Below are 23,561 nucleotides of genomic sequence, written 5' to 3' on the forward strand. Positions count from 1 at the left end.
CAAGACATGCGAGAGGACGAGCTGTACGCACTGCTGGACAAGCTGGAGATCGCCTTCGAGCGGGTCGAACACCCGGCCTTCGGCAGCATCGCCGAATTCCACGCGGCGGGCATCGAATTCCCCGGGCAGAACGTCAAGTGCCTGTTCCTGCGCAACCGCAAGGGCAGCCGCCACTACCTGCTGATCCTCGACGAACTCAAGAGCGCCGACCTGGCCGCCCTGGCGAGCCAGCTCGGCGAGACGCGGCTGTCCTTCGCCTCCGAGGAGCGGCTGATGGCGATGCTGGGGCTGACGCCCGGCTCGGTCACGCCCTTCGCCCTGGCCGACGACCGCGAACAGCGCATCACCGTGCTGCTCGACGACGGCATCCGCCAGGACGACCTGGTCGGCTTCCACCCGCTGGTCAATTCGCAGACCCTGTGCATCCGCTACGCGGACCTGCTCAGGTACCTGGCCCATACGGGGCACACGCCGGTCCGGGTGACGCTCTGAGCGCAGGGGCTATAGTGGGCAGGACCTACCCATGGAGGTGCCCCATGGCCGAGCTGATACTCACCACCTTCGACTGGGTCCCCCAGATGCCGCGCGGCTTCGTGCGCGACCTGCGCGTGCGCTGGGCGCTGGAGGAGGCCGGCTTGCCCTACCGCGTGGAGGGCGTGCCGTTCCGCGACCGCGGCCCTGAGCACTTCCTGCACCAGCCCTTCGGGCAGGTGCCCTGGCTCACCGACGGTGAACTCTCCATCTTCGAGAGCGGCGCCATCCTGCTGCACCTGGGCGAGCGCAGCAAGGCGCTGATGCCCGGCGACCCGCGCGGCCGCGCCGAGGTCAGCCAGTGGCTGTTCGCGGCGCTCAACTCGGTGGAAATGGCGGTGTTGCCCTGGGCGCTCTTCCTGTTCCTCGGCGACACCAGCGAAACGCCCGGGCACAAGCTGCTGCACGACTTCGTCCAGGCCCGGCTGCGGCACATGGACGGGGTGCTGGAAAACCGCGAATGGCTGGCCGGGGCCTTCTCCATCGCCGACATCCTCATGGCCGACGTGCTGCGCCTGGTCGAGCACTTCGATGGGCTGCAGACCTACCCGGCCTGCAGCGCCTACGTCGCCCGCGCCACGGCCCGGCCGGCATTCCGCAAGGCGCATGCGGACCAGCTGGCGCATTTCGCCGCGGCGGATTGAGCGGGGCCGGCATCAGCCCTGCACGCATTGAGCCGGGTCAGCGGGGCCCCTACACCGGCGCCAGCTTGTCGAGGATCTGCCGCGCCAGGGCGTGGTACAGCGAGACCGGGGCGATCCAGCCGGAGACGGTGGCGGCCATGACCGTGGCCGCCAGCATGGGGATGAGCAGGTCGGGGCTGTGGGAGAGTTCCAGGACGATCACCGAGGCGGTCAGCGGCGAGCGCGTCACCCCGGCGAGGTAGGCACCCATGCCCAGCAGCGCGCAGGTCTGCGGATTGACGTCGGGCAACTGGGCCAGCAGCGGGGCGAAGGCCGCGCCTATGCTCAGCGAGGGCGAGAACAGGCCGCCGGGGATGCCAGCGAGGTAGGACACCACGTTGGCCAGGAACTTCCACAGCAGGAAGCTCTGCTCGGTCATCGGGTGGCCCTCCAGCAGGGCGCGGGTCTCCTCGTAGCCGGTGCCGAACACGTGGTTGCCCGAGGCCAGCCCCAGCAGCGCCAGCAGCAGCCCGCAGGCGCCGGCGAAGCGTACCGGGAAGCGCTCGCGCAGCTGGCACATGCGGCCCAGCCAGCCGGCCCGGGTGGGCAGCACCAGCTTGACGTAGAGGCCGCCCAGCAGGCCGCCGAGCAGCGCGCAGGCCGGCACCTCGCTCCAGCCCCAGCCCGCCGGCAGGCTGCCGCCGATCTCGCCGAAGTAGGAGTAGTGGCCCATCAGCCCGAGGGTGACGGCGCCGCCGATCAGCACCGCGGTCAGCACCAGGCCGCTGAAGCGCTGCTCGAAGGTTCGGCTGAGCTCCTCGATGGCGAACACGATGCCGGCCAGCGGCGTGTTGAAGGCCGCGGCGATGCCGGCCGCGCCGCCGGCGAGGATCAGCCCGGCGATGGTGCGCCGGCCGTGCAGCCCCAGGCGCCGGCCGAAGGCGTAGATGACCGCGGCGCCGACGTGCACCGTGGGCCCTTCGCGGCCCACCGAGCCGCCCACCAGCAGCGCGCCCAGGGTGAAGACCATGCGCACGGCGGCCACCGGCAGCGCCAGCACCTGGGCGCGGAACCGCCGCGAAGGCGATTCCAGCGCGGCGATCACCTGGGGAATGCCGCTGCCCTTGGCCTCGACGAACCAGCGCTGGGTGACCCAGGCCAGCAGGGCGAAACCCGCGGGGGTGACCAGCAGCGGCAGCCAGGGGGCGACGCCGAGCATGCGCTTGAACAGGGCGAAGGACTGGTCCGCCAGCCAGGCGAAGGCCAGCGCCACCAGGCCCACCAGCAGAGCGCCGACCCAGAAAGCCAGGCGCTGTCGCCATTCCAGCCAGCGGGGCCGGCGGAAGCGCCGGGGGCGGGCAGGGGAGGCTTGTTCTGCGTTGGCTGGGCTGGGTTGCTCGGACATCGACGGGGCCTGGATCGGGGGCAAGCGCCGATTATGGCCGTCTCGCCGCCGCCTTGCACAGCGCAGCCAGGCGCCCTGCGCCGCTCAGATCAACCCGCAAGCCTTGGCCGCCACCGCCGCCTGCGCCCGGCTGTCCACCTGCAGCTTGCTGAAGATGTGCTTCATGTGGCTCTTGATGGTTTCCGGGGTCACCCCCAGCAGCTTGGCCATCTCCTTGTTCGACTTGCCCTGGGCCACCAGGTCCAGGACGTTCCGCTCCTTGCTGGTCAGGCTGATCATCAGCCGCGCGGTGTGCTGCGTGGCGCTGTCCGCCGTGCTGGGCTGCAGGTGCTGCAGGCGGGCCTTCAGCGCCGGGGCGAGGCCGGGCTGGGCCAGGGCGTGGGCGATGAGCGGCTGCAGCATGTCCTGGGCCGGCAGGTCCCGCAGCAGTTGCGGCGCGTCGCAGTGCTCCAGCAGTTCGGCGACTTCCAGCAGGCTGGCCAGGGCCTGCTCGCCGGCCCGGCGCCGCCAGTGGACCATGGCCAGGCTGCCGGCCAGGCGCAGCTGCATCAGGCGCAGGTTGTGCCGGTGGGCCAGGCGGCAGAGCCGCTCGGCGCCCTCCAGGTCGGCCTGGCGCCCCATGCCGGCGGCTTCGCACCATAGCTCCGCCAGGCTGGCGAGGCAGGCGTATTCGGAAAGCTCGGCGCTTTCGCCGCCATGGGCGAGGCGCAGGGCGTCGAGCTGGCCCAGGCAGGCGTTCGCCTCGTGGGATTTCTGTTCCAGCAGGCTGACGCGGGTCCGCTCCAGCAGCAGTTGCGCCTGCAGCCGCGGCCAGGTGCGGGCCTGGGCCAGGCGGTCGCCTTCCTCCAGGAAATAGCGCGCGCCCTGGGGGCTGGCGTGGCTGCTGCTGAGGCGGCTGGCGGTGATGAACAGCACCCCGGCGCAGTCGAGGAAGCCGCAGATCATGATGGTCTCGACGCTTTCCATGATCAGCCGCTCGGCCTCGGCCAGGCTGCCCTGCAGGTAGCGCACGCAGCCGAGGAAACTGGCTGGCAGCGCGCGCAGCACCGAGCGGCTGGTGATGCCCCGTTCGGCGGTGACGCGCATGGCTTCCTCGAACAGCGCCACGGCCTGGCCGAAACGCCCCTGCAGGGCTTCGCCCAGGCCCTGCAGGCTGAGGCGGTAGACCTGGTTGAACTGGTAGCGGTTGGGGTCCAGCGGCGTGCGTACCGAGGCTGGCAGGGCGTAGAACGCCTGCCAGCGGCAGGTGCGCAGGTGGCTGAAGCACAGCAGGTTGAGCAGGGTGTTGCTGATCCACGGGCGCTCGCGCAGGTGCGGGTAGCAGGCGCTCGCCAGTTGGCCGGCGTCTTCGGCCTGGTCTTCCAGGGCCAGCAGCGTCGCTTCCAGCGCGCGGCATTCCCAGGCCAGGTGCTCCCGCTGTGCTTCGTCGGCGATGCCGGGCAGCGCCTGGCGCACCTCCGCGAGCAACTGCCGGGCGCGGCCGCTGCCCATGGCCAGGCCGCTGGCCCAGCCCATGGCCAGCTTCAGTTGCGCCGGGCTTTCCAGCAGGCGGTCGTGCAACTGGCGCTGCCAGTCGACCAGGGTGACGAATTCGCCGCGCTCGACCATGTCCATGGCGCAATGCGCGATCCAGGCGCGGGCGCTGTCGTTGTCGCCGCAGGCCAGCGCGGAGCGCACGGCGTCCATCCACAGCTGCTGCCCGGCGAACCAGCGCGCGGCCTTGTCCAGGGTGGCCGCCAGCGCGTCGGCCGGCAGGCGGCGGTGCAGGTGCTCGCGGAACAGCGGGTGGAAGCTGAACCACTGCGCCTGGGCGTCCAGGGTGGTGAGGAACAGCTGGCGGCGGTCGATGTCCTCGATCAGCGCGCGGCCATCGGCGGCGCCGGTCAGGGCCTCGGCCAGCACCGCGTCGAACTTGTCCACGGCCGCCAGGCGCGGCAGGCAGCCGGCCAGTCCGCCGGGCAGGCGCGCCAGCAGCTCGTCCAGCAGGCCGCTGATGCTGTTGCTCAGGCGCGCGCTGCCCGCGGGGCGCTGGCGCAGGGTGAGCAGGCTGGCGCGCAGCGCGGCGATCCAGCCCTCGGTGGCGGCGTGCAGCTCCAGCAGCTCCGTTGCGTCCACGTTCGGCGTGCCGGTGCGCAGCAGCAGGTCGCGGGTTTCGTCCAGGTCGAAGCGCAACTGGCCGACGTCCACCTCCAGGCAGGCGTCGTCGTAGGTGTGGGCGATCAATGCCGCCGGCAGGTCGACGCGCCCGCAGAACACCAGGTGCAGGTTGTCCGGGGCGAAGCGCACCAGGCTGTCGAAGGCCGCGATGAGCACCGCAGGCGGCACGCAGTGGTAGTCGTCGATGAACAGGAAGCACTGCTCGCTGCGGCGCTCCAGGTCGTTGGCCAGCAGCGTCGCCAGTTGCTCCACCGGCAGCAGCGAGAGTTCCTTGAACAGGTTGTCGTCGGCGCTGCCGTCGAAGCCCCGCTGGATGGCCGCGGCGAGGTAGAGCAGCAGGCGGTCGGCGCTGTCGTCGGCCTCGTCCAGGTTCAGCCAGGCCACCTTGCCGCCACGGGCCAGCGCCGCCTCGGCCCAGCTACCGGCCAGGGTGCTCTTGCCGAAGCCCGGCGGGGCCTTGAGTACCGTCAGGGTGGCCTCGGCAATGCGCTCGACCAGCTGTTCCAGGCGGGGCCGGGGCAGGGTGCCGCGGGCCCGGCGGGGCGGCAGGAGTTTGGTGGAAAGCAGCGGAGAGAGCATCGTCGTCGTGGGTTCGTGGCGCGGCGTATGCCCCGCGGAGGGATACAGTATGGTGGGTAAATGGTATCCAAGTCTTTCGGCGGGTTACAGCGACAGGTCCCGATTGGCCGCGCCGCCAATGCAAAAGGCCACCCGCAGGTGGCCTTTCGTCCGAGGGGGGATTCCGCTGTCAGCGCACGCCCATGTTGCGCAGCGCGGCGGGCAGGTAGTCGGCGTTGGAAGCCTGGTAGCCGAAGTTGTAGAAGCGCTTCTCCTCGTTGGTCAGGCCCAGGGCCAGGTAGCGGCCGGACTGCAGGTCGTAGAGGGTCTCCATGGCGTACAGCGGCACCTGGTGATCGTAGAACTGCATGGCGTGGGCCTCGGCGACGCGCCACAGCAGGCCGCGGCCGTCGTAGTGGTCGATCTCGGCGGCCTGCCAGCTGTCCTCGTCGATGAAGAAGTGGCGCTTGGCGTAGATGTGGCGCTGGCCGGGCTTGAGCGTCGCTTCCACTTCCCAGACGCGGTGCAGCTCGTAGCGCGCCAGGTTCTGGTTGATGTGGCCGGCCTGGAGGATGTCCGAGTACTTCAGCTTGGTGGAGGCCAGGCGGTAGCTGTTGTAGGGGATGTAGATCTCCTTCTTGCCGATCAGCTTCCAGTCGTAGCGGTCGGGCGCGCCGTTGTACAGGTCGTAGTTGTCCGAGGTGCGCAGGCCGTCGGTGGCCTGGCCGGGGCCGTCGTAGGCCACCTGCGGGGCGCGGCGCACGCGGCGCTGGCCGGCGTTGTACATCCACGCCTGGCGCGGCTCGGCCACCTGGTCGATGGGCTCGCGCACCAGCAGCACGTTGCCCGACAGGCGCGCCGGCTGCACCACCTGCTGGGTGAAGCAGAACAGCAGGTTCTTGTTCTCGTCCGCGTTGTAGTCCTTGAGGTTGGTGCGGAAGGTGAAGTGGTCCTCGAAGGTCACCAGGCTCGGCGTGCCGTCGGCCTGCGGGGTGGCCTGGACGATCTGCCGGCTGAAGCTGCCGCCGCGGTAGCGGGTGATGTGGTTCCAGATCACCTCCAGGCCGTTCTTCGGAATGGGGAAGGGCACGGCGGTGTCGAAGTCGGCCAGGCCGTTGCCGCCGGTCACCAGGCTGGTGTGGGTGGCGTTGCGCTTGGCGGCGGCGTACACCGAGTCGGGCAGGGCGGCGCTGCGGTGGCTCGGGTAGACCGGCATCACGTAGGTGCCGCCATAGCGCTTGAACATCTCCACCTGGCCGGGGGTGAGCTTGTCCTGGTACTGGGTGTAGTTGTCCTTGGTGATGGTGAACAGCGGCTTCTCGCTGGCGAAGGGGTCGCTGAGGAAGCCCTTGGCGTCCACCGGCGCGGCGTCCCTGGCCAGGCCGCCGGTCCAGGCGGGGATGCTGCCGTCGGCATTGCCGGCCTTTTCCGCGCCCATGGGGGTGAGCTTGCCGCCCAGTTGCGCGGCCTCGTCGGCCGGCACGGCAGCGAGGGCGGCAGCGGAGAGTGCAGTGAGAGAGAAAGCCCCGGCGCGCAGCCAGGATCTTATTGGCGACATATTACTTTCCTCGATGTGCTGGATGCGGCGCGGTCGCGCCGGGGGCAGGTTCGGCCCTGACGCCAAGCTAGCAATCCGCCGCGCCGGAGAATGTCCCCCAAATGGGGGCGGGCCCGGGCGGGCCCCGGTGGAGCGCAGCCTTGCGCGAAAGGTATGAATTTCGAATCACTACTAGGTTGCTTTCGATGCACCGGCTCGGCTGATTAGCTTCTGCGGCCAACAAAAACACCCAGAATGGGGAGAGCCGCATGAGTACAACGAGAAAGCGCGCCGGGTTCCCGCTGCAGGCGCTGGCCGCGGCGGTCGCGGTCGGCATCGGCGGGCACGCCCAGGCCGTCACCTTCAACATCGGCGAGATCGAGGGGCAGTTCGACTCCAGCCTGTCGGTGGGCGCCAGCTGGTCGACGAGCAAGCCGGACAAGGACTTCATCGGCGGCAACAACGGTGGCCGCGGCCTGTCGCAGACCTCCGACGACGCGCACCTGAACTTCAAGCGCGGCGAGACCTTCTCGAAGATCTTCAAGGGCATCCACGACCTGGAGCTGAAGTACGGCGACACCGGCGTCTTCGTCCGCGGCAAGTACTGGTACGACTTCGAGCTGAAGGACGAAAGCCGCCTGTTCAAGGACATCGACGACAGCGGCCGCAAGGAAGGCGCCAAGTCCTCCGGCGCCGAGCTGCTCGACGCCTTCGTCTACCACAACTACAACATCGCCGACCTGCCGGGCAGCGTGCGCCTGGGCAAGCAGGTGGTGAGCTGGGGCGAGAGCACCTTCATCCAGGGCGGCATCAACGCCATCAACCCCATCGACGTGTCCGCCTTCCGCCGGCCCGGCGCCGAGATCAAGGAAGGCCTGATCCCGGTGAACATGTTCTATGTCTCGCAGAACATCACCGATTCCCTGTCGGCGGACGCCTTCTACCAGCTGGAATGGGACCAGACGGTGGTGGACAACTGCGGCACCTTCTTCTCCCAGGCCGACGTGGTGGCCGACGGCTGCAGCAACAACCTGGCGGTGCTGTCCCCGGCCCTGGCGCCGTTCGGCCCGGCCTTCGGCTACCAGACCACCCGCGAGGGCGTGATAGTGCCGCGCAGCGGCGACAAGGACGCCCGCGACGGCGGCCAGTACGGCATGGCCCTGCACTGGATGTCCGATGCGCTGGACACCGAATTCGGCGCCTACTACATGAACTACCACTCGCGCCTGCCGATCCTCAGCGTCAACGCCGCCGACCGCGCCACCTACGTTCGCTCGGCACAGGTGCTCGCCGGCGCGGTGCCGCAGGTGCCGGCCGCCGCGCGCCAGGGCGTGGCCATCGCCAACGTCGCCGGCGGCAGCAGCTATTTCATGGAATACCCCGAGGACATCCACCTCTACGGCCTGAGCTTCTCCACCACGCTGCCCACCGGCACCGCCTGGCAGGGCGAGATCAGCTACCGGCCCAACGCCCCGGTGCAGATCAACACCACCGACCTGCTCTACGGCGGCGTGCGCGGCCTGGCCGGGATCAACCCGGCGTTCGCCGCCTTCTCCAACTTCTCCCTGGCCGGCGGCGACCCGGCGTCCATCCCCGGCAGCTCCCTGGCCGGCTACGAGCGCAAGGAGATCACCCAGCTGCAGACCACCTTCACCCACTTCCTCGACCAGGTCATGGGCGCCGAGCGCCTGACCCTGGTGGGCGAGGTGGGCTGGACCCACGTCGGCGGCCTGGAAAGCAGCCACGACGTACGCTACGGCCGCGACCCGGTCTTCGGCCCCGGCGAACTGCCCAACAACACCTGCCGGGCCATCAACGCCAACACCGTCGGCGCCAACGGCAAGAACGTCAGCCGCTACTGCGACAGCGACGGCTTCACCACCACCGACTCCTGGGGCTACCGGATGCGCGCCATCTGGGACTACAACGACGTGTTCGCCGGGGTGAACCTCAAGCCCAGCCTGGCCTGGTCCCACGACGTCGATGGCTTCTCGCCGGGCCCGGGCGGCAACTTCGAGGAAGGCCGCAAGGCGATCAGCCTCGGCCTGGACGCCGACTACCTGAACACCTATACGGCCAGCCTGTCGTACACCAACTTCTTCGGTGGCGACTACAACACCTCCAGCGACCGTGACTTCGTCGCCCTGAGCCTGGGGGTGAACTTCTGAAGGCAAGGGCGGCGGGCCCTGGTCCGCCGCCCACACCGGCACCATCCGCTCCGGGCGGTTTGTGGGCCGCCACTTTTACTTCCCGCCGCTCCCGGCGGGCGGCCTCTCCGGCCGTCGACAGAGCAACTCCGTGGTTTGGCGGCCCCCGGGCCGCCCTTTTTTCCCCCGTCTGGGGGATGAACCTTGCCTGGCGCGCTTCCTAGCATTGGCTGAAAAACGCCCAGCCGCGCCCGGAGTCTCCCCGCACCATGCCGCACAACCTGCCCGACCTGCCGCTGGACCACCTGCCACGCCCGCGCCTGAGCGAGCCGCTGCTTCGGGGCAACCCGCGCCTTCGCCTGCTCTGCGCCTGCGCCGGCAGTGGCAAGAGCCTGCTGCTGCGTGCCTGCGCCCAGGCGGTCCCGGCGAACACCGGGCTGTGCTGGCTGGACCTGCGCGGCCGGCGCACTGGCGCCAGCGAAGTGGTGCAGCGCCTGGCTTCCATGCTGGGGCTGCAGGACGCCACGGAGCAGGCGCTGGAGGCGCGCCTGGCGCAGCAGGAGCGGCCGTTGTGGATCATGCTCGACCACCTGTGCGGCGCCGGCGAAGAGGTGGAAAGGCTGGTGGGCCGGCTGCTGCAGCTCGCCTCGCCGCAGGTCGGCTGGTGGATCGCCAGCCGGCGCCGCCCGGCCTGGCCCCTGACGCGCCTGCTGCTGGCCGGAGACCTGCACGAAGTGGATGCGCGGCAACTGGCCCTGACCGGGCTCGAACTACAGGCGCTGCTGGAACAGCAGCCGGCCCCGCCGCTGGAGGCCGACACGCTGCTGCAGCGCACCCGTGGCTGGTGCGCCGGCGCCGCCCTGGACCTGCTGGCCGCCCGCCTGGGCGAGCCGCCGATCGGCCGCGAGCGCCTGTTGCTGAACTACCTGCACTGCGAACTGCTCGACGGCCTGCCGGCGCGCCAGCGCCAGGCACTGTGCCAGTTGGCCTGCCTGATGGATTTTGACAAGCACCTGCTCGGCCACCTGTTCGAAGCGGGCGAGGGCGCCCAACTGCTGTCCGCGCTGCTCGACGCCGGGGCCTTCGTCGAGCCCGTGGGGCCGGGCGAGGAACGCCTGCGGGTCCACCCCGCCGTGGCGGGCGCGCTGGCGGCCAGCCTGCCGCCGTCGACCCGGCTTTGCCTGTATCGCCAGGCGTGCCAGTACTTCGTCGAACTGGGCGAGGAAGCGCAGGCGGTGCACTACGCATTGCTGGCCGAGCAGCCGGACATGGCGGCCAGCCTGATGGCGCGCATCGGCATCGAGGCCCTGCTGCACGGCGAAGGGCCGGCGGCGGTGCTGTGCTGGAGTGAACGCCTGCCGGAAACCCTGCTGCGCAGTACGCCGCAGGTGGTCCTGTTGCGGGCTTGGTCGCTGCTGCTCGCCGGCCGGCTGGACGAGGCCAGCGCCTGCGCCGGGCAACTCGCCGCCTTCTTGCCGAGCCCGTGCCGGCAGCGCCAGGCCGAATGGCTCGGGCACTGGCAGGCGCTGGTCGGCCAATTGCAGTTGCGTACAGGCGATGCAGTGGCTGCCGCGGCGACGCTGGAGCAGGCCCTGCAGGGCTTGCCCGGGCAGGCCTGGGCGGTGCGGGTGCTGACGCAACTGGCGCTGCTCGAACAGGCCCAGGCCGAAGGCCGCGACGACGCCGTGAGGCAGCTCGAAGACGCCGTGGCCAGGGTGGTTCGCGACCGCGATTGCCGAACCCTGGAGGCCATGCTGGTGCTCCAGCACGCCCGGCGCCTGGAATGGCGCGGCGAGTTCGCCCGCGCCGAAGGGGTGCTGAGGCGCGCGAACAGCGAATTGGCGGCCCTCGGCGGCCGGGTGCGGGGCCGCACGCAGCTGCAGCTCGCCCGCAACCTCTGGCACCAGGGGCGCCTGGCCGAGGCGCGGGAGCTGTATGCGCAAGGCCTGGCATTCTGCGGGGCCGCCGCCGACCCCGCGGTGGCCTGGGCCCACGCCGGCCTGGCCGAGATCGATGCCGCCCAGGGCGACCTGGCCAGCGCCTATGCCAGGCTCACCGAGGCCCTGCGCTGCATGCAGCTGCTGCGTGTCGCGGAACCGCTGTACCGCCCGCAGCTGGACCTGCTACGTGCCCGCCTGTGGCTGCGCGAAGGCCAGCACAGGCGCTGTGCCGAACTGGCCGAGGCCTACCTGGCGCTGTGCCTGGAGCGGCCGGGCTGGCACCTGGAATTCCCCGGCGTGGATGCGCGCCGGCAGTTCGAACTGCTCCAGGCCCGGGCCGCCGTGGCCGCCGGGCAGGACCTGGCCGAGGTGCTGCAACCCTGGCTGCAAGAGGCGCTACGGGCGAGGCAGCTGGAGCTGGCGGCCGAGCTGGGCTTCGCCCTGGCCGAGGCGCACCTGGCCGGCGGCCGGCAACGCAAGGCGCAGGCGGCCCTGTTCGATGCGCTGGCCCAGGCCAGGCGCTTCGGCGGGCCCGGCACCCAGGCCTACTGGCACTCGTTCCGCCCCGAGATCGCACGCTGGGCCGGAAGGGCCGGCGAGGGTGAAGGCGAGGCGCTGGACGTCAGCCAACTGAGCCGGCGCGAGCGCTCGGTGCTGGGCATGATCGCCGAAGGCCTGGCCAACCAGGAGATCGCCGAGCGCCTGCACATTTCCCTGCACACGGTGAAAAGCCACGCCCAGCGCATCAACAACAAGCTGGGCGTGTCGCGGCGCACCCAGGCCATCGTCCGGGCGAAGGCCCTGGGCCTGGTGCATTGAGCCCTGCGCGAAATCGCTGGCCGGGCAGGGCGCATAACCGTTCGCGGTTATCCGCCGATGGCCGATGCACCGGGGCCTGACGAAAACGGCGGATAACGCCGTAGGCGTTATGCGCCCTACGGGAACGCCATGCCTCAGGGTGACTGTAGGCGCGGGCCCTGCCCGCGATTCGCGCGCAGGGCGCGCTCCTACAGGGGATGGCGTGAGTGAGGCAACGTAGGGCGGATGACCGTTCGCGGTTATCCGCCGATGGCCGATGCGCCGGGGCCTGACGAAAACGGCGGATAACGCCGTAGGCGTTATGCGCCCTACGGGAACGCCATGCCTCAGGGTGACTGTAGGAGCGGGCCCTGCCCGCGAATCGCGCGCAGGGCGCGCTCCTACAGGGGATGGCGTGGGTGGGGCAACGTAGGGCGGATAACCGTTCGCGGTTATCCGCCGATGGCCGATGCACCGGGGCCTGACGAAAACGGCGGATAACGCCGTAGGCGTTATGCGCCCTACGGGAACGCCATGCCTCAGGGTGACTGTAGGCGCGGGCCCTGCCCGCGATTCGCGCGCAGGGCGCGCTCCTACAGGGGATGGCGTGGGTGGGGCAATGTAGGGCGAATAACCGTTCGCGGTTATCCGCCGATGGCCGATGCACCGGGGCCTGACGAAAACGGCGGATAACGCCGTAGGCGTTATGCGCCCTACGGGAACGCCATGCCTCAGGGTGACTGTAGGAGCGGGCCCTGCCCGCGAATCGCGCGCAGGGCGCGCTCCCACAGGGGATGGCGTGGGTGGGGCAATGTAGGGCGAATAACCGTTCGTGGTTATCCGCCGCCATTCGTGCCGCCGGGGTGTCCAGCGTAGCCGGGGGCCAATCGCGGACGGAGTCCGCTCCTACGATCGTGCTTCCTGGAACCGTAGGAGCGGACTCTGTCCGCGATAGCAGGAGGTATCGGCGCGCCTCGCGGATAACGCCTTAGGCGTTATGCGCCCTACGGTTGGATGCGGGCGGGCAGAAAAATGCCCTCGTCGTCGGAGGGCATTGTCGGTGTTGCAACGGTGGCGGCTTCATCACCGCGCCTGGTGGGCCAGGGCGTACAGCTGCTTGGCTTCGCCGGCCAGGGGCGCCAGGGCGGAGGCGATGCGGGCGGTTTCCATCACCAGGACATCGGAGCCCTCGTGGTTCTCCAGCACCCGCAGCATGTCTTCCAGGCGGCTCAGGCGCGATTCGGCGGCTTCGAACAGGTGGTTGGCGGGGGCATTGGGGTTGACGAAGAGGACGTCTTCGTACGACTGGTGCTGCAGGGGTTCCAGCTTCGCTTCGGGCACGGGCTACCTCCAGGGGCGGGTCGGCAACGGATGCACGGTGTGGAGAGGTAGCGCATGTCCTTTGCCTCATGGGAGTGGGAAGGGCCGCTGCCCAAAAGGGCGGCGGACCGTGCGGGGTCGCAAACCGGCTGTTAGAGCGACAGTTACCGGCCAGGCTGGGGCCTGACCCGCACGATCCGCCATGACTGCGAATGCAGCAGGCAGTAAAAAGCGCCTGTGCGGGATGCGTCGGCGCTTCTTACGCTCTAACAAATCCGGGTTGCGACGCCCGGCCACGGGATCACCGTGACGGACCGAATCTAGGGGCTCGCCTTGTAAGACCACAAGGGCGAATGCGCGTGGGACTTTTCGGTTGAAACGGAGCGAGGGCGGTGTATGTACCGCCCTTCGCCATTCAGGGGCGGGCGGCGCCCGGTTCGCCCGCGGGGTTTTCCGCCGCCGGCTGTTCGCCGCCGTTCTGCACCTGGTCCACCCAGGAGTTGAACAGCTCGTAGCCCACCGCCAGCACCACCGGGCCGATGAACAGGCCGATGATGCCGTTGCTGATCATCCCGCCCAGGGCGCCGATCAGCACCACCGGCATGGGCACGGAGACGCCGCGGCCGAGCATCAGCGGCTTGAGCACGTTGTCCGACAGGCCCGCGGCTAGGGTCCAGATGGCGAAGAGGATGGTGGTGGCGCCCACGCCGTCCTGGCTGAACACGTAGAGCACCACCGGCAGGGTGATCAGCAGCACCGGCAGTTGCATGATGCCCAGCAACAGCACCAGCAGGGCCAGCAGGCCGGCGCCGGGCACGCCCATCAGCACCAGGCCCACGCCCACCAGCAGCATCTGGATGAAGGCGATGCCCACCACGCCCTGGGCCACCGCGCGGATGGTGGCCGCGCACAGGCTGGCCAGCTCGGCGCCGCGCTCGGGGCTGAAGATGCGCTGGGCGATGACGGTGGCGCGGTGCGCGCTGCGCTCGCCGTTGGCCAGGAACAGCCCGGCGATGATCAGGGCGAAGACGAACACCAGCACGCCTGTGCCCACGCCGGCCAGTTTCACCAGCAGGGTCTTGCTCAGGTCCTTCAGGTGCGGGGCCACCTGCTGCAGGGCCCAGCTCAGGTCCTGGGAGGCGTGCATCCAGATGCGGTACAGCGGCTCGCCGATCACCGGCCAGCCTTGCACGGCCTCGGTGGGCGGGGGATTTCCAGCTTCCACTCCTGGGCCGAGTGCAGCGCCAGTTGCACGGAGCTGGCGATGGATTCGCCGAGGAAGGCCAGGGGCACGATGAGGCATAGCAGGGCGAGCAGCACCAGCAGGGCGGCGGCCTTGCCCGGGGACAGGCGCAGGGCGCCGGCGATGCGGGCGTTCAGCGGGTGCAGGGTGACGGCGAGGATCACCGCCCAGAGCATCACGCCGAGGAAGGGGCGGAAGATTTCGTAGCAGAAGATCACCAGCCCGGCGATCAGCCCGGCGCGTATCAGGATGTCCAGGTAGTCGCGGGCACTGCTGATCTCGAGGAACTTGCGGGCGGCCATGCGGAAAAGCTCCATTGCGGGTGCGATGCCTGAAGGCTAGCCGCACGCGCGGGGCTCGCCAGCGCAGGGGGGAAAACCGGCCTTCTCTTTGAACGACAGGCCCCCGCCAGGGCCGGGCCCAGGAGCCTGGCGGGGCCCGGCGGGGAGCGCTCGCCCGCAACGTCGGCGGGCCAAAAAGGCCATTGCATCGGAACACGAGAGCCGCCCGCCCGGAGGCCGGGTGGGCGACAACCTAGGTATAGCCGGCGGCGGCTGCCGCAGCGGCCGGGAACTGTGGCGCAGTCGATGTTTCCGGCAGGTGCCGCCGGCGCGCCGACGAATGTCGCGCCAGTGGCTACGCTTGAGCCAGGGCACCCGTGCGTGCCCGCAGGTGTAGCCATCGATGCCCGCAGCGAGGGCCAAGGAGTGGAGTACATGAGGCGCTGGTTCAGCATGCTGCTGTTGCTGTTCGTCGCGTTGCCGGGGTGGGTGCTGGCGGAGGTGCCGGCCGATGCCACGGAAGGGGTGCCGGGCACGCCGGCGGAGCTGAAGGTGGCCAACCGCAGCATCATCACCTTCCACGCCACCTTGCTGGGCGAGACGCCGGCGGCCCGCGCGCAGCGGGCCAAGGCGGTGATCGAGGAGGCCCTGCAGGGTACCGAGGAACTGCAGGTCGGCACCGATTCCATCCTGCACAGCCAGCTGGTGCTGCTGGGCGGCCGGCGGGCGTTCATCGTCTCGCCGCTGGACCTGGAGACACCCGGCGGCTCGGTGCAGGAGGCGGCCCGCCAGGCCGCCGCCAACCTGCGCGTGGTGGTGGAGGAAACCGGCCAGGCGCGCAGCCTGCGCTTCCTGCTCGTGGCGCTGGGGTACTCGGCGCTGGCCACGCTGGTCTACGCGCTGCTGCTCAAGGGCGCCGGCTACCTGCGGCGCAAGCTGCGCGGCCGGCTGCCGCTGCTGATGCGTGAACGCACCTACCAGATCAAGGTCGGGCACACGCCGCTGCTGGACATGCAGTACGTGTTCTACCTGGCGGACCGCCTGCTGGCATTGCTGTACTGGGTGTTCGTACTGCTGTGCAGCTACAAGTGGCTGAGCTTCGTGCTCTCGCAGTTCCCCTACACCCGGCCCTGGGGCGAAAGCCTCAACCTGTATTTGCTGGAGCTGGCCAACTACCTGCTGGACGGCATCGTCGGCGCCATCCCGGGCATCGCCGTGGCCGTGGCGATCTTCTTCATCGCCCGCGGCGTGAGCGGCTTCAGCCGGCGCCTGCTGGAGCGCCTGGCGCGCCCCGGGACCATCCGCTGGCTGACCGTGGAGACGCTGCAGCCGACCACGCGCCTGACCTCCCTGGCCATCTGGCTGTTCGCCCTGGTCATGGCCTACCCGTACCTGCCGGGCTCGGGCACCGACGCCTTCAAGGGGCTTTCGGTGCTGCTGGGCCTGATGATCTCCCTGGGCGCGTCGAGCATGGTCGGCCAGGCCGCCGCCGGGCTCATCCTCACCTATTCGCGCACGCTCCGGGTGGGCGAGTACGTGCGGGTGGGCGACAACGAGGGCACGGTCACCGAGGTGGGCATGTTCAACACCACCATCCGCACCGGCCTGGGCGAGGTACTGACGCTGCCCAACTCGATGATCACCGGCTCGGTGACGCGCAACTATTCGCGCGCCGTGCAGGGCACCGGCTACATCGTCGATACCGTGGTGACCATCGGCTACGACACGCCCTGGCGCCAGGTGGAGGCGATGCTGATCGAGGCCGCCCGGCGCACCGACGGCATTCTCGGCAAGCCCCGGCCGCAGGTGTTCCAGACCGGCCTGTCGGACTTCTACCCCGAGTACCGCCTGGTGGCCCAGGCCGTGCCCAGCGAACCGCGGCCGCGCGCCGAGCTGCTGAGCCTGCTGCACGCGAACATCCAGGACGTGTTCAACGAATACGGCGTGCAGATCATGTCGCCGCACTACCTGGCCGACCCCGCGCAGGAGAAGTGGGTGCCCAGGGACCGGTGGTACAGCGCGCCGGCCGCGCCACCGGCCGGGAAGGGCGACCCCGGGGCCGATCCGCGCCGCTAGTCGGTGGCCCCTGGCATGATGATGCCGGGGTCGCCGTGCAGGCGCCGGTGCTCCAGGGGCGTCATGTCGAACCAGCGCTGGTGCGCGCGGCAGAACGAGGTGGTGCGCCGGTAGCCCAGTTCGCTGGCGATCTGCGCCACGCCCAGGTTGGTCCGGCGCAGCATCTGTTCGGCCTGGCGGCGGCGGATGCGGTCCAGGTGTTCCTCGAAGTCGATGCCATCGTCGGCGAGGCGCCGCTGCAGCGTCCTGGGGTGCAGGCCGAGGGCGTGGGCGACCTGCTCCAGGCTGCAGCGGTGGTTCGGCAGCAGGATGCGGATCTTGCGCGCCACTTTCTCGCGCAGGTCGTCGTTGACGTCGCTGTAGGTCTCCAGGTAGAAGCGCACGATGGAGTGCAGGATCGCATCATGGTGGAGGCAGGCGCGCTGCAGCACCTCCGCGGGCATGACCAGGGCGTTGTGGTCCTGGCCGAACAGCACCGGGCAGCCGAAGTACTCGCGATAGGTCTCCATTTCCCCCACGGCCTGGTGGCGGAACATCACGGCCTTGGGGGTCCAGGAGGTGCCACTCACTTCGCTGACCAGCAGTTTGCCGTGCAGCACCGATTTCTCCACGATCTGCGGCGTCTGGATATTGCTGGGCAGGGCATTGTCGAAGTACAGCAGCGCCTGGCCGGGGCGGCGTTCCAGGCGATAGAGGATGGAAGGGCTGTATATGCTCATGTAGCGGATCACCGCCACCAGGGCGTCGCCCACCGTGGGCGCGGAGTGGGCCAGGTGCTGCAGCGGGCCTGCCAGCGCGAAGCCCTGGCGGGTGGCCAGCTCCAGGCCGAAGTGCGGTAGGTCGAGGGCCCGGGCGCTGCCCTCGAAGATCTGCACCAGGCTCTTGTAGGGCAGTTGCTTGTCGAAACTGCCGACCACGTCCAGGCCGATGCGATGGGGGGCGAGGAAGTCGCGCACGGAGGCGCCGCGCTCGGTGACCAGTTCGCCGAATTTGAGAAAGGCTGTGCCGCGAATGCTATCCATGTCCGTTCTTGTTCGTAGCCGGTGGGTTGCCCGTCAGTATGGCCGCCGAGGTGGGGCCTGCACGCCGGGGCGATGAGCTGTCGTGTATGGGGTGCTGCGGAAAAGGCGCCCGGGGCGGCGGGGCCCCGGGCGGCGGGGCTTACTTCTTCAGTGCCTGGAACGACTTGACCATGTCCGCGGCCCAGCCGTCGAGCACGGCGCGGGCGTCGCTGGCCTTCATGACCTGGGAGGAGTTCTCCAGCTCGGCGCCGGCGCCCTTGCGCACCACCTCGGCCACCACCTGGCTGTTGCTGCCGTCGAGGAAGGCCGCCTCGGTGGCGATGCTGGTGTCCTGGTCGCGGATGCCGGTGGCGACGCTGACGCCGGCGGCCACCAGGGCGATGGGGATCACCTCGTAGGGCTGCAGGCCCTTGGTCGAGGCGCTCACCCCGGTGATCGCCGGGCGCACCACCAGCACGCCCGGGCCGGGGCCGCTGGCCAATGGCAGGGCCTTGGCGAATTGCGTCTGCAGGGCCTGGTCGTAGTAGGTGGTGATGCCGCTCAGGGTGCTCTGCGGGATCTTCTCGGTGGGTTGCGGCTGGGGATAGAGCTGGCTCGGCTCGACATAAACGCTGGTGAAGCGGTTGACGTCGATGCCCGGCTGGATCCAGCGCATGACCGGTGCTCCGGAAGGCGATTTTTCTTCCTTCAGCACGCTGTAGTTCTTGAGGAAACCGGAGTACTGCTCGGGCTCGACGTACTTGCTCGCGCAGCCGGAGAGCACGAGGGACGCCAGGCACACGGATACCGCTAACGACTTCAACTTCATCGAGTTGCTCCTTGTTGGACGGTAATGACAGGGTAGGGGATCGGGTGCACGGCCAGGGTTGTCCGCTGGCCGCTAGTAGCGCCAGGTGACGCCCGCGGCCAGGGCATGCAGTGCGGCATCCTTGTAGGTGCCGGAGAGGGTGGTTCCGGAGCGCGACTTGGTCTGCTCGACGTCCATATCACCCAGCCACATGAGAGTGTAGGCGAAGTGCACGTCCATGCCGTCGCCCAGGTCGTAGTTGATGCCCGTGGCGAAGCGCCAGACGGCGCCGGCGGGGTTGTCCACGGTGCGGTCGCCGTCGTCGACCATCGGGCTGTCGTAGCCCATGCCCATGCTCCAGCGCAGTTTCGGCGTGGCCTGGTACTGGGCGCCGACCGAGGCATGCCAGGAATCCTTGTACTGGCGGTCGACGGTGCGGCTGACGCCGCCGGCGTTGGCATCGACTTCCACGCCGATGTCGCCGAAGTCGCTCCAGTCCTGCCAGCCCAGGCTGCCCAGCAGCGTCCATTGCGGGTCGAGGTCGTAGGCGAGGCTGAGCAGGGCCGTCTGCGGGATGTTCAGGTCCAGTTCCAGCTTGTCCACGTCGAGGCGATTGAGGGCGGCGTTGAGCAGCGGGTTGCTGATGTTGTCCAGGTCCGGGCGGTCCTTGAATTCCAGCTTGACCTTGCTGGTGTACGCCAGGCCGACGCGGGTGCGCTCGTTCAGTTCGTAGAGCAGGCCGATGTTGAAGCCGGTGCCGACGTCGGTGTCCTTGTATTCCAGCTGGCCGTCGGGGCGGTCGACCAGGCCGAGCAGGCTGTTGTTGACCGCCACTTCGGTGCGGTAGTAGCCGTACACCAGGCGCGGGCCGATGCCGACGGAGAGCTTGTCGGTGAACTTGTGCGCCAGGGTCGGCTGCAGGGACACGCTGAGGATCGATGCCTCTTGGGTGAAGTAGCGGCCCGCCCAGTCGTCGTCGTAGTCCACCGCCAGGCCGAAGTTGCCGTACACGCCGAAGCCGATGGCGTTGTCTTCGTCGATGCGGTGGCTGACGAAGAGGCTGGCGCCGGGCAGGTACTTCAGGGCATTGCCGCCTTCGTTGCCGTCGAACTGGTTGGCGTCGTCGCGAGAGAACTTGTAGTGCCCCAGCAGCACCTGGCCGTTGGCGTTGATCTGGGTGCCGGCCAGCGCGGTGATGCCCGCCGGGTTGCTCATCAGCACGCTAGGGTCGCGGGCCAGCGCCGCGGCGCCGGCGTTGGCCAGGCCCGTGCCTTCCTGGCCCACTTCGTAGATCAGCGCATCGGCGCCCCAGGCGCTGCCGGCGGCCAGCCCCAGCGCACCTGCCAGCATGGCTGGGTTCAATCGCAAACGACGGAATTTCTTGCTCGCCACGGCGCTTCCTTTTGCTCGTTGTCGGCGGTGCCGGCGCCCTTGCGTGCGCGGCTACCACCCCTTTGGGGAGTGTTGTGACACAGACCAGCCTAGATACTGACAGCGGTTACGCAACCTCGCCGGTTCCGTGTTTCGTCGGGGATGCTCATTACACGACAGTGCGGCTTTTCCCGTGGCGCAGAACGAGGCGCGGGCTAGAGTTAGGGCAACCCTGCGCCAGCGCAGTGGAGTGGCAAAGCGCCAGGCATGGTGCGCCCGCCGCAGGGAAACCGCATGCGATGCGACGGCCGGAACAAGGAAAAAGACAGTGAGCACACGTGAGCAGATCGCCAGCCTGGAAGCCAGCGTCGGTGCGCAGGTACTGGGGCAGGAAGAGACCATCCGCAACATCCTGCTGGGGCTGCTGGCCAACGGCCATGTGTTGCTGGAGAGCCTGCCCGGCCTGGCCAAGACGCGCACGGTCAAGGCCCTGTCGAAGAACCTCGACGCGCGCATGAGCCGCATCCAGTTCACCCCCGACCTGCTGCCCTCGGACATCACCGGCGGCGAGATCCTGCAGCAGACCGAGGCCGGCAACCAGCTGAAGTTCCAGCCCGGCCCGCTGTTCGGCAACGTCATCCTCGCCGACGAGATCAACCGCGCCCCGGCCAAGGTCCAGGCGGCCCTGCTGGAGGCCATGGAGGAACGCCAGATCACCGTGGCCGGGCAGACCCACGCCATGCCCGGGCTGTTCATGGTGCTGGCCACGCAGAACCCCATCGAGCAGGAAGGCACCTACCCGCTGCCCGAGGCGCAGATGGACCGCTTCCTGATGAAGCTCTTGATCGACTACCCCAGGGTGGAGGACGAGACCCAGGTGCTGCGCCTGGTGCGCGCCGAGGAGCAGCGCCAGCAGGCCGGCGCAGCCGCCGAGGCGCCCGCGCCGCTGGCCCAGGAGGCGATCTTCGCCGCCCGCCGCGAGGTCGGCCAGGTGCACGTGGCCGAGGCCATCGACCGCTACCTGATCGACCTGATCAACGCCACCCGCCGCCCGGCCGACTACGACGCGGACCTGGCGCGCTGGATCAAGGTCGGCGCCAGCCCGCGCGGCGGCATCAGCCTGGACCGCGTGGCGCGCGCCCACGCCTGGCTGGCCGGCAGCGACTACGTCTCGCCCGACGACGTGCGCGCCGTGCTGCACCCGGTGCTGCGCCACCGCCTGCTGCTGTCCTACGACGCCGTGGCCGACGGCGTGAGCGCCGACCAGGTGGTCGACCGGCTGCTCGACAAGGTCGCGGTACCGGCCTGAGGGGAGGGTAGCCATGGCCCCTGCAACGCCCGTCGCCGACGGCTTCGTCTACGCCTCGCTGGAGCAGCTGATGCTGCTGGAGCACCAGGTGCGCGGGCTCAGCTTCCTGTCGCGGCAGCCGCTGTCCAGCGTGCTCTCCGGCAACCACGCGGCGCGTTTGCGCGGCCGCGGGCTGAGCTTCGACGAACTGCGCCAGTACAGCCCCGGCGACGACCTGCGGCACCTCGACTGGCGCGCCTCGCTGCGCTACGGCAAGCCCTTCGTGCGCAGCTACACCGAGGAGCGCGACCGCCCGACGCTGCTGCTGGTGGACCAGCGCATGAGCATGTACTTCGGCTCCAAACGCAACTTCAAGTCGGTGACCGCTGCGGAGCTGGCGGCCATCGGCGCCTGGATGGCCTTCCACGCTGGCGACCGGGTGGGCGGGCTGGTGTTCGGCGACCAGCGCATCGACTACGTGCGCCCGTTGCGCAGCCGCGCGCGGGTGGAGGCGCTGTGCTCGGCGGTGGTGCGGCACAACCATTCGCTGCAGGCGACACGCACCGACGACGAGTCGCCGGGGCAGCTCGACCGGGTGCTGCGCGAGTGCCTGGCGGTGGCCGGGCACGACGCGCTGATCGTGATCATCAGCGACTTCGCCGGCGTCGGCCCGCAGACCCTGCAGCTGCTGCGCCAGCTGAGCGCGCACAATGACGTGCTGGCGCTGCAGGTGTTCGACCCCATCGCCCTGAAGATTCCCGACCGCGGCCGCGTCACCGTCACCCAGGGCGAACTGCAGGTGGAACTGGAAGTGGGCCGGCGCCAGGTGCACCAGCCGCTGGGCGAATTCCTCTCCGGGCGGCTGAAGGACGTGGCCACGCTGCTGCGCCGCAGCCAGGTGCCGCTGATGATGTTCAGCACCGGGCGCGAGAGCCTGGAGCAGCTGCGCGGCGAACTGGGCCGGCTATCGGGCGTGCCGCGATGAGCCTGGCCGCCGTACCGGGCATCGACCAGCTGCAGGAGCTGGCGCTGCCGCCACCGGTCACCGGCTACTGGCCGCAGACCTGGGGCTGGCTGGTGCTGGCGCTGGTGCTGGTCGCCTTGCTGGCGGCCTGGGGCACCTGGCGCTACCTGCGCTGGCGGCGCGACCGCTACCGGCGCGAGGCCCTGGCCCTGCTGGACCAACTGAGCGCCGAGCTGGCCGACCCGCAGCGCCGCCTGGGCGCCCTGCGCGAACTACCGCAGCTGCTCAAGCGCGTGGCCCTGTCGCTGCCCGGCGGCGAGGCCGCGGCGCGCCTGGGCGGGCCGCAGTGGCAGGCGTTCCTGCAACGGCGCAGCGCCACGCCGCTGCCGGCGGACCTGGCGCAGCGCCTGGCGCTGCTCGCCTACGCCCCGGCCGAGCGCCTGCAGGCCCTGGCCGACAGCGAGGTACAGGCACTGCTGGCAGCCTGCCGGCACTGGATCGAGGTCCACCATGTGGCAGTTTGATTATCCCTGGCTGCTGTTCCTGCTGCCGCTGCCCTGGCTGGCGTACCGCTACCTGCGCGCCTACCACGAGTCGCGCAGCGCCCTGCGCGTGCCGTTCTTCGCCGCCATGAGCCGCGCCACCGGCCAGGCCCCGGGCAGTGGCCGGGCCGCCGGCGGGCGCTGGCAATTGTGGCTGAACCTGCTGGTGTGGGCCCTGCTGGTGGCCGCCTGTGCGCGCCCGGTGCTGGTGGAGAAGCCCATCGAGAAGGAACGGCCGATCCGCGACCTGATGCTGGCGCTGGACATCTCCCAGTCCATGGAGACCCGCGACTATACCGACCCGTCCGGGCAGAAGGTGGACCGCCTGAGCGCGGTGAAGAGCGTGGTGCGCGACTTCATCGCCAGGCGCAAGGACGACCGCATCGGCCTGATCGTCTTCGGCACCGGCGCCTTCCCCCAGGCGCCGCCGACCCTGGACCACGCCAGCCTGCTGATGCTGCTGGACGAGGTGGGCATCGGCATGGCCGGGCCGAACACCGCCCTGGGCGATGCCATTGGCCTGACCATCAAGCTGCTGGCCGACGCCCGGGAGCAGGAGAAGGTGCTGATCCTGCTCACCGACGGCAACGACACCGCCAGCGCCATCACCCCCGACCACGCGGCGGCCATGGCCCGCGAGCACGGCATCGTGGTGCACACCATCGGCATCGGCGACCCCGCGGCCAGCGGCGAGGCCAAGGTGGACCTGGACGGCCTGCGCGGCATCGCCCAGGCCACCGGCGGGCGCTTCTTCCGCGCAGGCGACAGCGGTGCCCTGCAGCAGGTGTACGCCACCCTGGACCGCATCACCCCGCACAAGGTGAAAACCTTCAGCCACCAGCCCAAGCGCGACCTGTTCTGGCTGCCCCTGGGCGCGGCGCTGCTGGCCCTGGCGCTGGCCCATGGCCTGGCGGCCCTGGCCGGGCGCGTGAGCGCGCCGGGGCGGCGCCAGACGCAGGTGGAGGGCTGAG

Annotated in this window: 16 protein-coding genes and 1 pseudogene; 9 read left to right on the plus strand and 8 right to left on the minus strand. The window is 69.8% G+C overall.

Annotated elements, in window-relative coordinates; all coding sequences use genetic code 11:
* Positions 1–6: 6 nt before the first annotated feature.
* Positions 7–492 (plus strand): prolyl-tRNA synthetase associated domain-containing protein, encoded by a 486-nt coding sequence (locus tag PKO50_RS14035; protein WP_275630064.1) that lies wholly within the window; start codon positions 7–9, stop codon positions 490–492.
* A gap of 44 nt (positions 493–536) precedes the next feature.
* On the plus strand, positions 537–1,175 hold the full coding sequence (locus PKO50_RS14040; protein WP_275630065.1) for a glutathione S-transferase family protein: 639 nt from the start codon (positions 537–539) through the stop codon (positions 1,173–1,175).
* Positions 1,176–1,224: 49 nt separating this feature from the next.
* Here PKO50_RS14040 and PKO50_RS14045 read toward each other — a convergent pair whose 3' ends face one another.
* From PKO50_RS14045 to PKO50_RS14055, 3 genes are all read right to left on the minus strand, one after another.
* Positions 1,225–2,559, minus strand: coding sequence for a chloride channel protein (locus tag PKO50_RS14045; protein WP_275630066.1), 1,335 nt, complete (start codon positions 2,557–2,559; stop codon positions 1,225–1,227).
* Positions 2,560–2,643: 84 nt separating this feature from the next.
* Positions 2,644–5,295 carry a LuxR C-terminal-related transcriptional regulator gene (locus PKO50_RS14050; protein ID WP_275630067.1) on the minus strand — a complete coding sequence of 884 codons (2,652 nt, stop codon included), beginning with the start codon at positions 5,293–5,295 and terminating at the stop codon, positions 2,644–2,646.
* Between the two features lie 169 nt (positions 5,296–5,464).
* Positions 5,465–6,832 (minus strand): DUF1329 domain-containing protein, encoded by a 1,368-nt coding sequence (locus PKO50_RS14055; protein ID WP_275630068.1) that lies wholly within the window; start codon positions 6,830–6,832, stop codon positions 5,465–5,467.
* A 248-nt stretch (positions 6,833–7,080) separates the two neighbouring features.
* On the opposite strand from PKO50_RS14055, the gene PKO50_RS14060 reads away from it, so the two are divergent.
* Positions 7,081–8,979, plus strand: a complete 1,899-nt coding sequence (locus PKO50_RS14060) for a DUF1302 domain-containing protein (protein WP_275630069.1) — start codon at positions 7,081–7,083, stop codon at positions 8,977–8,979.
* Positions 8,980–9,227: 248 nt separating this feature from the next.
* Positions 9,228–11,717 (plus strand): LuxR C-terminal-related transcriptional regulator, encoded by a 2,490-nt coding sequence (locus PKO50_RS14065; RefSeq protein ID WP_275630070.1) that lies wholly within the window; start codon positions 9,228–9,230, stop codon positions 11,715–11,717.
* A gap of 1,062 nt (positions 11,718–12,779) precedes the next feature.
* Here PKO50_RS14065 and PKO50_RS14070 read toward each other — a convergent pair.
* Both PKO50_RS14070 and PKO50_RS14075 read right to left on the minus strand, forming a co-directional pair.
* Entirely contained in the window at positions 12,780–13,037 is a 258-nt protein-coding gene (locus PKO50_RS14070; RefSeq protein WP_089393320.1) for a hypothetical protein, read from the minus strand.
* 394 nt (positions 13,038–13,431) lie between these two features.
* Positions 13,432–14,561: pseudogene (locus PKO50_RS14075) on the minus strand (AI-2E family transporter).
* A 414-nt stretch (positions 14,562–14,975) separates the two neighbouring features.
* Between PKO50_RS14075 and PKO50_RS14080 the strand changes: the two are divergent.
* Entirely contained in the window at positions 14,976–16,616 is a 1,641-nt protein-coding gene (locus tag PKO50_RS14080) for a mechanosensitive ion channel domain-containing protein (RefSeq protein WP_275630071.1), read from the plus strand.
* Here PKO50_RS14080 and PKO50_RS14085 read toward each other — a convergent pair.
* The 3 genes from PKO50_RS14085 to PKO50_RS14095 all read right to left on the minus strand — a co-directional run bounded on the left by PKO50_RS14085 (position 16,613) and on the right by PKO50_RS14095 (position 19,775).
* On the minus strand, positions 16,613–17,638 hold the full coding sequence (locus PKO50_RS14085; RefSeq protein ID WP_275630072.1) for an AraC family transcriptional regulator: 1,026 nt from the start codon (positions 17,636–17,638) through the stop codon (positions 16,613–16,615). The genes PKO50_RS14080 and PKO50_RS14085 overlap by 4 nt on opposite strands.
* A gap of 139 nt (positions 17,639–17,777) precedes the next feature.
* The gene (locus PKO50_RS14090) at positions 17,778–18,446 is read right to left on the minus strand and encodes a DUF3313 domain-containing protein (RefSeq protein WP_275630073.1); all 669 of its coding nucleotides are present in this window, start codon (positions 18,444–18,446) and stop codon (positions 17,778–17,780) included.
* A 72-nt stretch (positions 18,447–18,518) separates the two neighbouring features.
* Positions 18,519–19,775, minus strand: coding sequence for an outer membrane protein transport protein (locus PKO50_RS14095; RefSeq protein ID WP_275630074.1), 1,257 nt, complete (start codon positions 19,773–19,775; stop codon positions 18,519–18,521).
* A 349-nt stretch (positions 19,776–20,124) separates the two neighbouring features.
* On the opposite strand from PKO50_RS14095, the gene PKO50_RS14100 reads away from it, so the two are divergent.
* From PKO50_RS14100 to PKO50_RS14115, 4 genes are read left to right on the plus strand one after another with little or no spacing between them, the layout of a single operon-like run.
* A complete protein-coding gene (locus PKO50_RS14100) occupies positions 20,125–21,105 on the plus strand; it encodes a MoxR family ATPase (protein WP_109935720.1) in 981 nt (326 codons plus the stop codon).
* Positions 21,106–21,118: 13 nt separating this feature from the next.
* Positions 21,119–22,069 carry a DUF58 domain-containing protein gene (locus tag PKO50_RS14105; protein ID WP_109935719.1) on the plus strand — a complete coding sequence of 317 codons (951 nt, stop codon included), beginning with the start codon at positions 21,119–21,121 and terminating at the stop codon, positions 22,067–22,069.
* Complete coding sequence (locus PKO50_RS14110) at positions 22,066–22,572, plus strand: DUF4381 domain-containing protein (RefSeq protein WP_109935718.1); 507 nt, start codon at positions 22,066–22,068, stop codon at positions 22,570–22,572. Before PKO50_RS14105 ends, PKO50_RS14110 begins: the two co-directional genes overlap by 4 nt.
* A complete protein-coding gene (locus PKO50_RS14115; protein ID WP_275630075.1) occupies positions 22,559–23,560 on the plus strand; it encodes a VWA domain-containing protein in 1,002 nt (333 codons plus the stop codon). Before PKO50_RS14110 ends, PKO50_RS14115 begins: the two co-directional genes overlap by 14 nt.
* Position 23,561: the final 1 nt, after the last annotated feature.

Origin of the sequence: Pseudomonas sp. 273 (genome assembly GCF_029201425.1) — a bacterium.
In the GTDB taxonomy this organism is placed as follows: domain Bacteria; phylum Pseudomonadota; class Gammaproteobacteria; order Pseudomonadales; family Pseudomonadaceae; genus Pseudomonas; species Pseudomonas delhiensis.

What these genes read in the sequence shown, in the direction of transcription:
- PKO50_RS14035 (WP_275630064.1), top strand. Translation starts at nt 7, where the DNA reads ATGCGAGAGGACGAGCTGTACGCACTGCTGGACAAGCTGGAGATCGCC.
- PKO50_RS14040 (WP_275630065.1), top strand. Translation starts at nt 537, where the DNA reads ATGGCCGAGCTGATACTCACCACCTTCGACTGGGTCCCCCAGATGCCG.
- PKO50_RS14045 (WP_275630066.1), bottom strand. Translation starts at nt 2,559, where the DNA reads ATGTCCGAGCAACCCAGCCCAGCCAACGCAGAACAAGCCTCCCCTGCC.
- PKO50_RS14050 (WP_275630067.1), bottom strand. Translation starts at nt 5,295, where the DNA reads ATGCTCTCTCCGCTGCTTTCCACCAAACTCCTGCCGCCCCGCCGGGCC.
- PKO50_RS14055 (WP_275630068.1), bottom strand. Translation starts at nt 6,832, where the DNA reads ATGTCGCCAATAAGATCCTGGCTGCGCGCCGGGGCTTTCTCTCTCACT.
- PKO50_RS14060 (WP_275630069.1), top strand. Translation starts at nt 7,081, where the DNA reads ATGAGTACAACGAGAAAGCGCGCCGGGTTCCCGCTGCAGGCGCTGGCC.
- PKO50_RS14065 (WP_275630070.1), top strand. Translation starts at nt 9,228, where the DNA reads ATGCCGCACAACCTGCCCGACCTGCCGCTGGACCACCTGCCACGCCCG.
- PKO50_RS14080 (WP_275630071.1), top strand. Translation starts at nt 14,976, where the DNA reads ATGAGGCGCTGGTTCAGCATGCTGCTGTTGCTGTTCGTCGCGTTGCCG.
- PKO50_RS14085 (WP_275630072.1), bottom strand. Translation starts at nt 17,638, where the DNA reads ATGGATAGCATTCGCGGCACAGCCTTTCTCAAATTCGGCGAACTGGTC.
- PKO50_RS14090 (WP_275630073.1), bottom strand. Translation starts at nt 18,446, where the DNA reads ATGAAGTTGAAGTCGTTAGCGGTATCCGTGTGCCTGGCGTCCCTCGTG.
- PKO50_RS14095 (WP_275630074.1), bottom strand. Translation starts at nt 19,775, where the DNA reads ATGCTGGCAGGTGCGCTGGGGCTGGCCGCCGGCAGCGCCTGGGGCGCC.
- PKO50_RS14105 (WP_109935719.1), top strand. Translation starts at nt 21,119, where the DNA reads ATGGCCCCTGCAACGCCCGTCGCCGACGGCTTCGTCTACGCCTCGCTG.
- PKO50_RS14110 (WP_109935718.1), top strand. Translation starts at nt 22,066, where the DNA reads ATGAGCCTGGCCGCCGTACCGGGCATCGACCAGCTGCAGGAGCTGGCG.
- PKO50_RS14115 (WP_275630075.1), top strand. Translation starts at nt 22,559, where the DNA reads ATGTGGCAGTTTGATTATCCCTGGCTGCTGTTCCTGCTGCCGCTGCCC.